The sequence below is a fragment of the Streptomyces yunnanensis genome (genome assembly GCF_029011865.1).
Classification (GTDB): Bacteria; Actinomycetota; Actinomycetes; order Streptomycetales; family Streptomycetaceae; genus Streptomyces; species Streptomyces yunnanensis.
Genome location: NZ_CP095749.1, coordinates 3,384,875 through 3,399,404 on the forward strand (window position 1 = coordinate 3,384,875; position 14,530 = coordinate 3,399,404).

Here is a 14,530-nt window from a genome sequence, read left to right on the forward strand (position 1 = left end):
GTTGTCAGTCACTCCCCGCGGTCGCGTCGGCCAGTGCGGCACTGCCACCGACGATCTCGCTGATTTCCTGGGTGATTTCGGCCTGGCGGGCCGCGTTCGCAAGCCGCGAGAGCGACTTGATGAGCTCTTCCGCATTGTCGGTCGCCGACTTCATCGCACGCCGGGTGGCGGCGTGCTTGGAGGCGGCGGCCTGCAGCAGCGCGTTGTAGATCCGCGACTCCACATACCGCGGCAGCAGGGCGTCGAGGACGTCCTCGGCCGACGGCTCGAAGTCGAACAGCGGCAGGATCTCGCCCGTGGACTTCTCCTCGGACGCGTCCGCCGACTCCCCCTTCAGGGACAGCGGCAGCAGACGGTCGTCCAGCGCGTTCTGCGTCATCATCGAGATGAACTCGGTGTAGACGATGTGGAGTTCGTCAGCTCCGCCCTCGGAGGCGCCCTTCTGGACGGCCTCGATCAGCGGCGCGGCGATCTTCTTCGCATCGGCGTAGGTCGGGTTGTCGGTGAAGCCCGTCCACGACTCCACGACCTTGCGCTCGCGGAAGCTGTAGTAGGACACACCCTTGCGGCCGACGATGTAGGCGTCGACCTCCTTGCCCTCGGCCTTGAGCCGCTCGGTGAGCTGGTCCGCGGCCTTGATGACGTTGGAGGAGTAGGCACCGGCCAGACCGCGGTCGCTCGTGATGAGCAACAGCGCGGCCCGGGTCGGCTTCTCCGCCTCGGTCGTCAGCGGGTGCTGAGTGGTCGAACCCGTGGCAACCGCAGTCACCGCGCGGGTCAGCTCACTCGCGTACGGCGTCGATGCCGCCACCTGGCGCTGCGCCTTGACGACGCGCGAGGCGGCGATCATCTCCATCGCCCTAGTGATCTTCTTGGTCGCGGAGACGGAGCGGATGCGACGCTTATAGACCCGGAGCGAGGCTCCCATGGATCAGGTCCCTTCCGTCGTCACTTGCCGGTGGCGGGGGTGTCCTCGCCGAGCAGCTTGCCGTCCGAGGTTTCGAACTGCCGCTTGAAGGCGTCGACGGCGTCCGAGATCGCACCGATGGTGTCATCGGACATCTTGGCGCCCTCGCGGATGCTGGTCAGCAGGTCCTTCTTCTCCCGGCGAAGGTGGTCGAGGAGCTCGCGCTCGAAGCGGCGGACGTCCACGACCGGGACGTCGTCCATCTTGCCGTTGGTGCCGGCCCAGATGGAGACGACCTGGTCCTCGGTGGCCATCGGGGAGTACTGGTCCTGCTTGAGGAGCTCGGTCATGCGCTGACCACGGCCCAGCTGGGCCTTGGAGGCCGCGTCCAGGTCGGAACCGAAGGCGGCGAACGCCTCCAGCTCGCGGTACTGGGCGAGGTCCACGCGGAGGCGACCGGACACCTGGCGCATGGCCTTGTGCTGGGCCGAGCCACCGACGCGGGAGACCGAGATACCGACGTTCAGCGCCGGACGCTGGTTGGCGTTGAACAGGTCCGACTCCAGGAAGCACTGGCCGTCGGTGATGGAGATGACGTTGGTCGGGATGAACGCCGAGACGTCGTTGGCCTTGGTCTCGACGATCGGCAGACCGGTCATCGAACCGGCGCCCATGTCGTCGGAGAGCTTGGCGCAGCGCTCCAGCAGACGCGAGTGCAGGTAGAAGACGTCACCCGGGTACGCCTCACGGCCCGGCGGGCGGCGCAGCAGCAGGGACACGGCGCGGTAGGCGTCGGCCTGCTTCGAGAGGTCGTCGAAGATGATCAGGACGTGCTTGCCCTGGTACATCCAGTGCTGGCCGATGGCCGAGCCGGTGTAGGGCGCGAGGTACTTGAAGCCCGCCGGGTCGGACGCCGGGGCGGCGACGATGGTGGTGTACTCCAGGGCACCGGCCTCCTCCAGCGCGCCGCGCACGGACGCGATGGTGGAGCCCTTCTGGCCGATGGCGACGTAGATGCAGCGGACCTGCTTCTTCGGGTCGCCCGAGCGCCAGTTGTCGCGCTGGTTGATGATCGTGTCGACGGCCAGGGCGGTCTTGCCGGTCTGGCGGTCACCAATGATCAGCTGACGCTGGCCGCGGCCGATCGGCACCATGGAGTCGACGGCCTTGTAGCCGGTCTCCATCGGCTCGTGCACCGACTTACGGACCATGACGCCCGGGGCCTGCAGCTCCAGGGCGCGGCGGCCCTCGGTCTCGATCTCGCCGAGGCCGTCGATCGGGTTGCCCAGCGGGTCGACGACGCGGCCGAGGTAGCCCTCGCCCACGGCGACCGAGAGCACCTCACCGGTGCGCTGCACCGGCTGGCCCTGCTCGATACCGCTGAACTCACCGAGGATGACCGCACCGATCTCGCGCTCTTCCAGGTTCAGCGCGAGACCGAGCGTGCCGTCCTCGAACTTCAGCAGTTCGTTCGCCATCGTCGAGGGCAGGCCCTCGACGTGCGCGATGCCGTCACCGGCATCGCTGACCGTGCCGACCTCTTCGCGCGAGGCCGCGTCCGGCTTGTACGCCTGGACGAAGTTCTCCAGCGCGTCCCGGATCTCCTCCGGCCGGATCGTGAGCTCCGCCATCTGGGTTCCCTGCTCTCCTTGTTGGGCCCGAAGTTACGTGCGGGGGTCCGGGGGGCTCGTCCCCCTGGGGTTTCCGCTTACGGCCCAACTCGGGCCGCCGTCATGCTTGTGCTGTTCTCCGGGGCGTCGTCTGGACCGCGGCCGGACCTGTGGGTCCGGCGGGTCCGGCGGTCGGCCGCCGGGTGTGCAGCTCTTGAGTTGGTGGCTGGGTCAGCCGGCCATCCGACGGGCTACCCCGTCGAGGCGGTCCGCGATGGTCCCGTTGATGACCTCGTCGCCGATCCGGACCTGGACACCGCCGAGGACCTCAGGGTCCACGTCGAGGTTCAGGTGGATCTGCCGGCCGTACAGCGTGGCCAGTGCGGCGCCGAGGCGCTGCCGCTGCCCATCGCTGAGCGGCACCGCGGAGGTGACCACCGCGACCATGCGGTCCCGGCGGGCCGCCGCCAGCTTGGAGAGGGCGTCGAGCCCTGCCTCCAGGCTACGGCCCCGCGGCTGTACGACGAGACGGATCACCAGCCGCTCGGTGACCGGGTTGGCCCGGCCGCCCAGCAGCGTGTGCAACAGCTCCGTCTTGGCGGACGCCGTCGCGCTCCGGTCCGTGAGCGCACGGCGGAGATCGCCGCTGGACGCGATGATCCGGCCGAACCGGAACAGCTCGTCCTCGACGTCGTCCAGCCGGTCGGCCCGCTGGGCCGCGACGAGGTCGGCGCTGTAGGCCAGCTCCTCGATCGCGTCCGGCAGGTCGCGCGAGCGCGACCAGCGGGCCCGGACCATCCCGGTCACCACGTCGAGCGTCGCCTCGCCGACCTGGCCGCCGAGCAGCCGCCGGGCCAGCTCGGCCCGCGCCTCGCCGGGCTGCGCCGGGTCGGTGAGGACCCGACGCAACGACACCTCGCGGTCGAGCAGAGCGGTGACGGCAGCCAGCTCCTCGGCGAGCTTCGCCGCGTCGACGGAGGTGCTGTCCGTCAGCGCGTTGAACCGCTCGCGTGCGGAGGCGAGTGCCTCGCGGCTCGCTCCATTCATCGGCCGGCCTCAGCCTTCGTCGCGTCCGACGCCGCCTTGGTCTCGAGGTCGTCGAGGAAGCGGTCGATGGTCCGGCTCTGCCGGGCGTGGTCCTCAAGGGACTCGCCGACGAGCTTGCCGGCCAGTTCGGTGGCGAGCTTGCCCACGTCCTGGCGCAGCGACTGGGCGGCCGTCTTGCGGTCCGCCTCGATCTGGGCGTGGCCGGCAGCGATGATCTCCTCACGCTGCCGCTGGCCCTCGGCGCGCATCTCGGCGATGAGCGTCGCGCCCTGCTCCTGCGCCTCCTGGCGCAGACGCGCGGCCTCGTGGCGGGCGTCAGCGAGCTGAGCCTTGTAGTCAGCGAGAACCTGCTGCGCCTCGGCCTGCGTCGCCTCGGCATCCTCGATACGGCCTTCGATCTGCGCCCGGCGCTCGTCCAGAACCTTGTTGATGTTCGGGAGGAGCTTCTTGGCGAGGAAGCCGAAGACGATGAAGAAAGCGATCAGGCCGATGACCAGCTCTGGAATCGGCGGGATCAGCGGGTTCTCAGGAACCTCCGCCGCCAAGTTCAGGGCGTTCACATCAGTGCCTTCCGTCTGTCAAGGGTGGTTACGGCAGCCCGTCAGTGCTTGAAGAGGAAGCCCATGACGATGCCGATGAGGGCGAGCGCCTCACAGAAGGCGAAACCCATGATCTGGTTGGTGCGGATCAGGCCGGCGGCCTCGGGCTGCCGAGCGAGGGCCTGCGTGCCGTTACCGAAGATGATGCCGACGCCGACGCCGGGACCGATCGCGGCCAGGCCGTAACCGATCGAGCCGAGGTTGCCGGTGACAGCGGCGAGGTTGACAGTCTCGAGAGCAGCGGACATGCCGTTACTTCCTTCTCTTTCACGGACCGGTGGGGGTTGGCCACCGGGCGTCTGTAGGGGCTGAGGAATCAGGGGCTCAGTGGTGCTCGGCGAGCGCGCCCTGGATGTAGTTCGCGGTCAGGAGCACGAAGACGTACGCCTGCACGGCCTGGATGAAGAGCTCGAACGCGGTCAGCAGGATGGTCATCACGAACGAGGCGCCGGCGTAGACGATGCCGATCCCGTTCAGCAGGTACCAGCTGGCGATGGTGAACATCAGCAGCAGCAGGTGACCGGCGAACATGTTCGCGAAGAGTCGGACCGCGTGGGTGAAGGGCCGGATGACCAGGTTCGAGAGCAGCTCAAGGACGATCATCAGGGGCAGTACCCAGCCGAGCGACTTGTCGTAGCCGCTGAAGTTCTTCAGCGCACCGATGAAGCCGTGCCGCTTGAAGGTCAGGGTGACCCACGTGAGGTAGACGATCGCAGCGAGGCCCGCCGGGAAGGAGATGATCGACGTCACCGGGAACTGGGCGACCGGAACGATCGACCAGAGGTTCATGATCCACACGAAGAAGAACAGCGCGACCATGAAGGGGACGTACTTCTCGCCCTCCTTCTTCCCGAGCGCGTCGTAGACGATCCCGCGGCGGACGAAGTCGTAGCCCGCCTCGCCGATCATCTGGAGCTTTCCGGGAACCACCTTCGCCCTGCCGAACGCAGCCCAGAAGAACACCACAACAATGATGGTGCTGAGCAGTGCCAGCAGCATGACCTTGTTGAACTCGAAGCCATTGATGGTGAACAGCGGCTCGAAGACGAACGACTGGAGCCCAGGAGCTGGGAAGCCGCATCCGGAAAAGATGTGGCAGTCGGTCTCGAAGGCGAGCATCGTTTCAGCACTCACCGCGAGCTCCTTCAGCGTGGCGCATAGGTACGGCAACCTCGTTGTGTCGGCGCGGCGTTGAGCCACGGAGCGGCACTGGACTGGTCTTACGGATTAGGGGGCGGCTGGTCGGCACTAGGCCGGACCGGATCACAGGCATCGGCCGCGAGAACTTCCCGTTCCTTCTCGTGGACTCCGGGAGCTCAGCCGCCTGCGCCATCAGCGCCGCAGTTGGCACCGGACGATAGCAGGCCCGCATGTGGCCATTTATCTCGGCCCTACGTGTCACGTCGGCGACCCCGCCGTCTTGGCCGTCTCGGCCTTCGCGGAGTCGGGGTCCACGTACAGAATCTTCGCCTTCATATGACCGCGCGTCTGGGCGGCGATCCATACGAGGGTGGCAGCGAGCAACGTGAGCGCAAATGCCTTGGTGTCGAAGAGAGTTGTGTCCTTGAAGGCGATGAGGAACACCGCCACGAACAGGATCTGCACGGTGTACAGCAGCAGGCCCATCATCTGGAACAGCTGCGGAAGCTTCTTCGCGGTCGACTGGAGGACGGCGAGGCCGGCTCCCATCACCAGCACCACCAGCACGGTGCCGACGACGGCGCCGATCGCTCCCGTCGCGCCTGCGATCGCACCGCTCACGGCAACGGCGATGGCGCCGGCGGCAAGGGTGGGCACGGCGGCGTGGAGGAGTAGTCGGGCGTCATTCGACAGCATGGTGGCGCTCCGGCAATGGGTGGGGGTGTGTCGTCAGGGACGAGCGTAGACCCGGCCTGAGGAAGAACCTGTGGCCAAAGGACCGTCGCACTACGGTCCTTCGGCTCTGTCGCCGGGTTTCGTGAACGGTATCACAAACTATTTGATGAGGTCTTTACCTGCTTCGTGTGGATCCTGTCACACGTGAGAGTGGCCGCGCCCATAGGTGCACTGACGGGCCGTCGATTGTCTGGTATGGGGTCAACCATCCCGATTTTCGAGGCACGTTCGGGCGACCACATTGGGTCTCAGTGATGACTCCCCGCCTTCCGACGGTCCACGAAACGTGACCGATCGCCGATGGCCGTGGCGCCGTTGATCCCGGCCGGAACCGCCGTCCGACGCTCCTCCCCCGACGTCTCCTCGGCCACCCCGTCGGCCGTGGCGTCCGACGCCGACGCGCCCGCGGCGAGCGGTCCGCGGACCACCCGGCGGTAGCGCGGCGGGACCAGCCGCTCGGCCCAGATCGGGGCGCGCGGGGTGAAGCGCGGGAGCAGCAGCAGCACCAGTCCGACCGCGCTGAGCAGCACGATTCCCAGGACGATCCACATGCTCGCGTCGTTCGCCGAGTACGCCACCGCGCCGAAGGCGATCAGCGCGGACCAGAAGTACATGATCAGCACCGCGCGGCTGTGGGAATGGCCGATCTCCAGCAGGCGGTGGTGCAGGTGCCCGCGGTCCGCGGCGAACGGCGACTGGCCCTTCCAGGTCCGTCGCACAATGGCCAGAATCAGGTCCGCGACCGGTACCGCGATGATCGTCAGCGGCAGCAGCAGCGGGATGTAGACCGGCACCATCGCGTGGGTCGCCTCGCGCAGACCGCCCGCCTTCTGGTTGAGCAGGTCGGGGTCGACCTGGCCGGTCAGCGAGACCGCGCCGGCGGCCATCACCAGGCCGATCAGCATGGAGCCGGAGTCGCCCATGAAGATCCGCGCCGGGTGCATGTTGTGCGGCAGGAAGCCCAGGCACATGCCCATCAGGACGACCGAGAACAGGGTGGCGGGCGCCGCCGCCTCGATGCCGTAGCCGAACCAGAGCCGGTACGTGTACATGAAGAACGCGGCCGCGGCGATGCAGACCATGCCGGAGGCCAGGCCGTCCAGACCGTCCACGAAGTTCACCGCGTTGATCGTGATGACGACCAGTGCGACGGTCAGCAGGGTGCCCTGCATCGGCGTCAGCGCGACCGTGCCGATGCCGGGGACCGGGAGGTACAGGATCGTCAGGCCCTGAAGGACCATCACGCCCGCGGCGATCATCTGGCCGCCCAGCTTGACCAGCGCGTCCACGCCCCACTTGTCGTCGAGCACGCCGAGGATCCAGATCAGCGCGGCGCCCGACAGCAGCGCCCGCGGCTCGTTGGTCTCGAAGACGCTCTTGAGGTTGGTCAGGTGCGCGGCCACCAGCAGCCCCGCGCACAGCCCGCCGAACATCGCGATCCCGCCCAGCCGGGGGGTCGGCTCGCGGTGCACGTCACGCGCGCGGATCTCCGGTACCGCACCGGCCGCGATCGCGAACTTTCGCACCGGGCCGGTCAGCAGGTAGGTCACCGCGGCAGTGACGCACAGCGTCAGCAGGTATTCACGCACGGGCTGCCCCATCGAGATAGCTGGCCATCACAGCCTCACACCTTATGCGTGTCCGCCCCCTGGCCGTGAATACAGGGAAACACCCGGTAGGACGTCCGTCGTCCCACCGGCGGTTCCCGATTCCGCCCGGATCAGCCCTGATCCGGATAGGGCGGGAATCGGCCGACCAGGCCGGCGATCGCGGCCCGCACCGCGCCGTCCTCCCGCAGCGCCGCCCCGATCAACTCCGCGATCCGGTGCATTTCGGCCTCGCCCATCCCCTGCGTCGTCACCGCGGCGGTGCCCAGCCGGATCCCGGTCGGGCAGGCCCGGGACGCCGTGGCCGGTTCGGCGCCCGGCAGCGCGCAGGTGTCCAGCACGATCCCGGCCGCCGCCAGCCGGCCGCGGGCGGTGCGGGCGTCCACGCCGAGCGGGGCGGTGTCCGCGGTGATCAGGTGGGTGTCGGTGCCGCCCGTGGTGACCCGCAGGCCCTCCGCGGCCAGCGCGCCGGCCAGCGCCCGGGCGTTGGCGATGACCTGGTGGGCGTAGGTGCGGAAGGCGGGCCGGGCGGCCTCCGCGAAGGCCACCGCCTTGGCGGCGATCGCGTTCATCTGGGCGCCGCCCTGGGTGAACGGGAACACCGCGCGGTCGATGCGTTCGGCCAGCCGCCCCCGGCACAGGATCATCCCGCCGCGCGGCCCGCGCAGCACCTTGTGGGTGGTCGCGCACACCACGTCGGCGTACGGCACCGGGCTGGGGGCCGCGCGGCCGGCGATCAACCCCATCGGGTGTGCCACGTCGGCGATCAGGTACGCGCCGGTCTCGTCGGCGATGTCGCGGAACGCGGCGTAGTCGATGTGCCGCGGGTAGGAGATCGAGCCGCAGACCAGGGCCTTGGGCCGGCGCTCGCGGGCCAGGGCGCGGATCGCGTCGTAGTCGAGCAGCCCGGTGTCGCCGTCGACGCCGTAGCCGGCGAAGTCGAACCACCGGCCGGAGAAGTTGGCCGGCGAGCCGTGGGTGAGGTGCCCGCCGTGCGGCAGGGACATCGCCAGCACGGTGTCACCGGGGCGCAGCAGGGCGGCGTAGGCGGCCAGGACGGCCGAAGACCCCGAGTGGGACTGGACGTTGGCGTGTTCGGCGCCGAACAGGGCCTTGGCGCGCTCCACCGCGATCCGCTCGGCGAGGTCCACGATCTCGCAGCCGCCGTGGTGCCGGGCGCCCGGATAGCCCTCGGCGTACTTGTTGCTCAGCGGGGAGCCGAGCGCGGCCAGGACCGCGGGCGAGACGAAGTTCTCCGCGGCGATGAGTTGCAGCCCGTCGCTCTGTCGGGCGCTCTCCGCCAGCAGGACGCCGGCGATCTCCGGGTCCTGGCCCAGGAGGGCGGCGAAGTCCGGTGCGCCGGGCGGCCGGGTGACCTCGTCGCGGGCCGCTTCCTGCGCCCGCTGCTCGACGGATCGGGCCGCCGCGGCGGCCCGGGGCTCGCCGGCCGGGGCGCGGCCGGCGGCGGACGTACGGCGGGATGACGCAGTGGTGGCGGGCATCGCTGGCTCCGGGCCTCGTGCGGGGACCAGGGCACGTCGCACGTGCCCCCAGGGCCCGTCCCGGACCTCGATCTGCCGGGCAGGCCCCAATCCCAATGTAGGCGCGGCACGGGGATCGGGCGCGGCGGGCGGGGCATCGGGGGCCCGGGGCCGGCCCACGGGCCGCACAGGGGCCTCCAGGGCCGTTCCCCGGGGTGCTACGCCGGTGCCGGGACCCCGGTGAGGGCGGTGACGACCGGATCGAGCGCGCGGTTGATCTCGTCGCCGATGGAGCGGAAGAACGTGATCGGCGCGCCGTAGGGGTCGTAGACCTCGTCGGACTCCGGGTTGGGCGCGAGCAGCCAGCCGCGCAGCGCGGCGGCCGCGCCGACCAGCGCGCGGGCGCGCTCGACCAGCCCGCTGTCGGGCAGGTCCGGGTCGGGCGCCGGCAAGGTGGCCGGATCTATGGCGCGAACCAGCCGGTTGAACTCCTTCAGCGTGAAGGTCCGCAGCCCGGCGGAGTGCCCCATCGAGATGACCTGCGCGCGGTGGTCGCGGGTCGCGGTGAGCACCAGGTCGGCCCGGATGACGTGCTCGTCGAGCAGCTCGCGGCCGATGAAGCCCGCCGGGTCAGCGCCGTAGTCGGCGAGCACCGTGGCGGCGTGCGCCTCCATGGGGGCGCCCTCATGGCCCCAGGTGCCCGCGCTCTCCACCAGGAGCCCGCAGCCGCGGACTGCTTGCGGAGAGCCCAGCCGCTCCTGCAGGGCGTGCCGGTGCAGCCGCTCGGTGATCGGCGAGCGGCAGACGTTGCCGGTGCTGACGTGGAGGATCCGGAAACAGGGCATGGGGTCCGCCGGGGCGGCGAAGGGAATGTCGTCGCCTGGTCCCGCTATGCCACGCCCCTGCGGCGGGGGCATCAATGCGCCACCTCGAGCTCGGGTACGACCTTGCGCAGTTCCTCCGCGCTGATGGCGCCCTCGCGCAGCAGCACCGGCACCTGGCCGGTGACGTCCACGATCGAGGACGGCACGGCGGCGGGCGTCGGGCCGGCGTCGAGGTAGACGGAGACCGAGTCGCCGAGCATCTCCTGGGCGGCGTCGCAGTCCTGCGGCGACGGATGGCCGGTGAGGTTGGCGCTGGAGACCGCCATCGGGCCGAACTCGGTGAGCAGCTCGATCGCGACCGGGTGCAGCGGCATCCGCACGGCGACCGTGCCGCGGGTCTCGCCGAGGTCCCAGGTCAGCGACGGCTGGTGCTTGGCGACGAGGGTGAGCGCCCCCGGCCAGAACGCGTCGACCAGTTCCCACGCCTGCTCGGAGAACTCGGTGACCAGGCCGTGCAGGGTGTTGGGGGAACCGACCAGGACCGGGGAGGGCATCCCTGGGCCGCGGCCCTTGGCCTCCAGCAGGTCGCCGACGGCCTCCGGGCTGAAGGCGTCCGCACCGATGCCGTAGACGGTGTCGGTCGGCAGCACGACCAGCTCGCCGCGGCGGACGGCCGAGGCGGCCTCACGCAGGCCGGTCGCGCGGTCGGTCGCGTCGCTGCAGTCGTATCGCCGTGCCATTAGCGGTCCTCCTCGTGCGGAACGAATACTTCGGATGCGTCGGCTGCCTCGGGCGCCGGAGCGGGGCGGTTCATGGCGTCGCCCGGCGCGCGGTGGCGAATCGGGGCCGGTTGTTGAGGTCGGGGTGGTCGGCCGCGTCGGCCCAGCCCTGCTCCTCGTTGAAGATCCACGGCACCTGTCCGCCCTGGGTGTCGGCGTGCTCGACGACGACCACGCCGCCCGGCCGCAGCAGGCGGTGCGCGGTCCGCTCGATGCCCCGGATGGTGTCCAGGCCGTCCTCACCGGAGAACAACGCCAGCTCCGGGTCGTGGTCGCGGGCCTCGGGGGCGACGTACTCCCACTCGGTGAGCGGGATGTACGGCGGGTTGGAGATCACCAGGTCGACCTGCCCGTCCAGTTCGGGGAGCGCGGTGAGCGCGTCGCCGTGGTGGAGAACGACGCGGGACCCCTCGACGTTCTTGCGGGCGTAGCCCAGGGCCTGCTCGGAGAGCTCCACGGCGTGCACCCGCGACCGCGGGACCTCCTGCGCCAGGGCGAGGGCGATCGCCCCCGAGCCGGTGCAGAGGTCGACGATCAGGGGTTCGACGACGTCCATGGCGCGCACCGCGTCTATGGCCCAGCCGACCACCGACTCGGTCTCCGGGCGGGGGACGAACACCCCGGGCCCGACGGCGAGTTCGAGGTAGCGGAAGAACGCCCGGCCGGTGATGTGCTGGAGCGGCTCGCGCGCCTCGCGGCGGGCGATGGCCTCCCAGTAGCGGGCGTCGAAGTCCGCGTCGGCGACGGTGTGCAATTGGCTGCGCTTGACGCCGTGCACATGCGCGGCCAGCTCCTCCGCGTCGAAGCGCGGCGAGGGCACGCCGGCATCGGCCAGCCGCTGGGTGGCCTGGGCCACCTCCGCGAGCAGCAACGATCGGGAGCTCGGGGGGCGTCCCCCGGAATCGTGCGGCACTGGTCCTCCAGCCGGTACGTCTGGTCTTGCGGTCTTACTGGGCGGCGGCGAGCTTGGCCGCCGCGTCAGCGTCGACGCACGCCTGGATGACCGGGTCCAGCTCGCCGTCGAGCACCTGGTCCAAGTTGTACGCCTTGAAGCCGACCCGGTGATCCGAGATGCGGTTCTCCGGGAAGTTGTACGTGCGGATGCGCTCCGAGCGGTCCACGGTGCGCACCTGGCTGCGCCGGGCGTCCGAAGCCTCCCGCTCGGCCTCCTCCTGGGCCGCGGCCAGCAGCCGCGAGCGGAGGATGCGCATCGCCTGCTCCTTGTTCTGGAGCTGGCTCTTCTCGTTCTGGCAGGAGACCACGATGCCGCTGGGCAGGTGGGTGATCCGGACCGCGGAGTCGGTGGTGTTGACCGACTGGCCGCCCGGCCCCGAGGAGCGGTAGACGTCGATCCGCAGGTCGTTGGCGACGATCTCGACCTCGACCTCCTCGGCCTCCGGCGTGACCAGCACGCCGGCCGCCGAGGTGTGGATCCGGCCCTGCGACTCGGTGGCGGGCACCCGCTGGACGCGGTGCACCCCGCCCTCGTACTTCAGCCGCGCCCAGACGCCCTGCCCCGGCTCGGTGGCCCCGCCGCCGCCCTTGGTCTTCACCGCGACCTGGACGTCCTTGTAGCCGCCGAGGTCGGACTCGTTGGCGTCCAGGATCTCGGTCTTCCAGCCGACCCGCTCGGCGTACCGCAGGTACATCCGCAGCAGGTCGCCGGCGAACAGCGCGGACTCCTCGCCGCCCTCGCCCGCCTTGACCTCCAGGATCACGTCCTTGTCGTCACTGGGGTCACGCGGGACGAGCAGCAGCCGCAGCTTCTCGGTGAGCTCCACGCGCCGGGCGTCGAGCTCCTTGACCTCGTCGGCGAAGTCAGGGTCGTCCTGGCTGAGTTCGCGGGCGGTCTCGATGTCGTCGCCGGTCTGCTTCCACGCGCGGTACGTGGCGATGATCGGGGTCAGTTCGGCATAGCGCTTGTTCAGCCGCATGGCCTCGCGCTGGTCCGTGTGGACCGCCGGATCGGCCAGCCGCTTTTCGAGGTCGGCGTGCTCGCCGACCAGTTCCTCGACTGCCTCGAACATCGTGTGTTCCTCTGCTGACTGCTGGTGTGACTTCCCTGGGCGACAGTGCCCCTGTGCCGCGGTGCGGCGGGCCGTCCCCCGGCCGGAGGGGCAGAGGGTACGGACGACAAAGACGCCGGTCCGGTCCCCCCTGTCCGGGGGCGACCGGAGACCGGCGCCTTGCGGGTCGCTACTTCTTGGCGGCCGCGGCGGACTTGCCGAAGCGGGCCTCGAAGCGGGCCACACGGCCGCCCGTGTCCATGATCTTCTGCTTGCCCGTGTAGAACGGGTGGCACTCGGAGCAGATGTCCGCGCGGATGCTGCCGCCGGCCACGGTGCTACGGGTGGTGAAGGACGCGCCACAGGTGCAGCTGACCTGGGTCTCGACGTACTCCGGGTGGATGTCGCGCTTCAAGGGATTCTCCTAGGTTCGGGAGTGCACCGGGTCGTGGCGCTGATTGCGTCACGTGAACCGGGGCCGACGGTCCAGTCTGCCAGCACTGGCCGTATCTCCCAAAACCGGGGTACGGCCGGAGCTATTCCCGGACGGTCGAGGGGTGGTCGCGGCTACTTCACATAGGTGGACGTGCCGCCCTTGTCACCTGCGGAACCCTTGATCGCGGACCGGGGGATGTCCTGGTCGTTGCGGAGCGCGTCCCAGACCTTGCGGCCCTGGGTGGTGAGCGGCAGCACCCGATCGGGGTTGATCGGGTCGTAGGTCACCGGGAGCGTCACCATGTCGATCGCGTCGGACGGTATCCCGCCGAGCTCCTTGGCCAGGCCGGTCAGCGCGGTGACCGAGTTGAGGTCGGTGTCGGTGGTGACGGCCTTGGTGGCGGTGTCGGCGATGGTGTAGAGCTTGGCCGGGTTGGAGAGCAGGCCGACGCTGCGGACCTGCTTCATCAGCGCCTTGACGAAGGTCTGCTGGAGCTGGATGCGGCCCAGGTCGCTGCCGTCGCCGCCGGGGACGCCGTGCCGGGTGCGGACCAGCCCGAGGGCGTCCTCGCCGCCCAGGGTGTGGGTACCGGGCTGCAGGTGCAGATGGCTGTACTTGTCGTTGATCGGCTTGGTGGTGGTGATCTGCACCCCGCCGAGGGCGTCGATCAGCTTCTTGAAGCCGGTGAAGTCGACCTCGACGAAGTGGTCCATGCGGATCCCGCTCATCGACTCGACGGTCTTGACGGCGCAGGCCGGTCCGCCGACCTCGAAGGCGGTGTTGAACATCGCCCGGCGCTGCCCGGGGACGGTCCGGCCGCCCTGGGTGCAGTCCGGCCGGGTGACCAGGGTGTCCCGGGGGATGCTGACGACGCTGGCCTTCTTGTGGCCCTTGAAGACGTGCACGATCATCGCGGTGTCCGAGCGCGCCCCGCCCTCGTCCTTGCCGTAGGAGGCGTTGCTGCCGGAGCGGGAGTCGGAGCCCATGACGAGGATGTCCATCGAGCCGTTGTCGATGTTCTGGGGCCGGTCCTTGCCGAGCGCGGCGTTGATGTCGACGCCGGTCAGGTTGCCGTTGAACTTGAAGTAGAGGTAGCCGAGCCCGGCGCCGCCGAGCAGGACGACGCCGACCAGCGCGCACAGCGTGGTGGTGAGGGCCCGCCGACGCCGGGTGGGGGCCTTGCGCCGCCGGCCGGTGGCACGTATGGAGCGGCCGCGGTCTCCGGCCGCCTGCGCGGTCCCGTCGCTCTGCGCCATCTGTTCCTCAGTCCTTCGTCGGTCGACTGCGCCTCGCCGTCTCCCCTGCCGTAAGCGGTGGATTGCCTAGTCAGACGGGAGGCCGACCGGAAGGGTTGCACAG

Annotated in this window: 15 protein-coding genes; all 15 read right to left on the reverse strand. The window is 70.0% G+C overall.

Features of this window, described 5'->3' with window-relative positions; all coding sequences use genetic code 11:
- Positions 1-4 precede the first annotated feature (4 nt).
- The 15 genes from MOV08_RS14585 to MOV08_RS14655 all read right to left on the reverse strand — a co-directional run bounded on the left by MOV08_RS14585 (position 5) and on the right by MOV08_RS14655 (position 14,427).
- Entirely contained in the window at positions 5-928 is a 924-nt protein-coding gene (locus MOV08_RS14585) for a F0F1 ATP synthase subunit gamma (protein ID WP_039632763.1), read from the reverse strand.
- A 20-nt stretch (positions 929-948) separates the two neighbouring features.
- Positions 949-2,538, reverse strand: coding sequence for a F0F1 ATP synthase subunit alpha (gene atpA / locus MOV08_RS14590; protein WP_039632765.1), 1,590 nt, complete (start codon positions 2,536-2,538; stop codon positions 949-951).
- Between the two features lie 210 nt (positions 2,539-2,748).
- Complete coding sequence (locus MOV08_RS14595; RefSeq protein ID WP_039632767.1) at positions 2,749-3,564, reverse strand: F0F1 ATP synthase subunit delta; 816 nt, start codon at positions 3,562-3,564, stop codon at positions 2,749-2,751.
- Positions 3,561-4,124 (reverse strand): F0F1 ATP synthase subunit B, encoded by a 564-nt coding sequence (locus MOV08_RS14600; protein WP_039632768.1) that lies wholly within the window; start codon positions 4,122-4,124, stop codon positions 3,561-3,563. Before MOV08_RS14600 ends, MOV08_RS14595 begins: the two co-directional genes overlap by 4 nt.
- A gap of 41 nt (positions 4,125-4,165) precedes the next feature.
- Entirely contained in the window at positions 4,166-4,411 is a 246-nt protein-coding gene (atpE, locus tag MOV08_RS14605) for an ATP synthase F0 subunit C (protein WP_039632769.1), read from the reverse strand.
- A 76-nt stretch (positions 4,412-4,487) separates the two neighbouring features.
- A complete protein-coding gene (atpB, locus tag MOV08_RS14610) occupies positions 4,488-5,282 on the reverse strand; it encodes a F0F1 ATP synthase subunit A (protein ID WP_039632770.1) in 795 nt (264 codons plus the stop codon).
- 279 nt (positions 5,283-5,561) lie between these two features.
- Positions 5,562-5,999: a Cg1360 family ATP-synthase-associated protein gene (locus MOV08_RS14615; RefSeq protein ID WP_039632771.1), complete on the reverse strand. Its 438-nt coding sequence runs from the start codon at positions 5,997-5,999 to the stop codon at positions 5,562-5,564.
- A 287-nt stretch (positions 6,000-6,286) separates the two neighbouring features.
- The gene (locus MOV08_RS14620) at positions 6,287-7,639 is read right to left on the reverse strand and encodes an MraY family glycosyltransferase (protein ID WP_205366669.1); all 1,353 of its coding nucleotides are present in this window, start codon (positions 7,637-7,639) and stop codon (positions 6,287-6,289) included.
- Between the two features lie 119 nt (positions 7,640-7,758).
- The gene (locus tag MOV08_RS14625) at positions 7,759-9,147 is read right to left on the reverse strand and encodes a serine hydroxymethyltransferase (RefSeq protein WP_275307705.1); all 1,389 of its coding nucleotides are present in this window, start codon (positions 9,145-9,147) and stop codon (positions 7,759-7,761) included.
- 197 nt (positions 9,148-9,344) lie between these two features.
- Positions 9,345-10,043 carry an arsenate reductase/protein-tyrosine-phosphatase family protein gene (locus tag MOV08_RS14630; RefSeq protein WP_039632773.1) on the reverse strand — a complete coding sequence of 233 codons (699 nt, stop codon included), beginning with the start codon at positions 10,041-10,043 and terminating at the stop codon, positions 9,345-9,347.
- Positions 10,043-10,690 (reverse strand): L-threonylcarbamoyladenylate synthase, encoded by a 648-nt coding sequence (locus MOV08_RS14635; RefSeq protein WP_039632774.1) that lies wholly within the window; start codon positions 10,688-10,690, stop codon positions 10,043-10,045. The genes MOV08_RS14630 and MOV08_RS14635 overlap by 1 nt, the downstream gene beginning before the upstream one ends.
- A gap of 70 nt (positions 10,691-10,760) precedes the next feature.
- Positions 10,761-11,642 carry a peptide chain release factor N(5)-glutamine methyltransferase gene (gene prmC / locus MOV08_RS14640; protein WP_078875747.1) on the reverse strand — a complete coding sequence of 294 codons (882 nt, stop codon included), beginning with the start codon at positions 11,640-11,642 and terminating at the stop codon, positions 10,761-10,763.
- Positions 11,643-11,676: 34 nt separating this feature from the next.
- Positions 11,677-12,756 (reverse strand): peptide chain release factor 1, encoded by a 1,080-nt coding sequence (gene prfA / locus MOV08_RS14645; protein WP_039632776.1) that lies wholly within the window; start codon positions 12,754-12,756, stop codon positions 11,677-11,679.
- 169 nt (positions 12,757-12,925) lie between these two features.
- The gene (gene rpmE / locus MOV08_RS14650; protein ID WP_030065532.1) at positions 12,926-13,150 is read right to left on the reverse strand and encodes a 50S ribosomal protein L31; all 225 of its coding nucleotides are present in this window, start codon (positions 13,148-13,150) and stop codon (positions 12,926-12,928) included.
- A gap of 152 nt (positions 13,151-13,302) precedes the next feature.
- A complete protein-coding gene (locus tag MOV08_RS14655; RefSeq protein ID WP_039632777.1) occupies positions 13,303-14,427 on the reverse strand; it encodes an LCP family protein in 1,125 nt (374 codons plus the stop codon).
- Positions 14,428-14,530 lie beyond the last annotated feature (103 nt).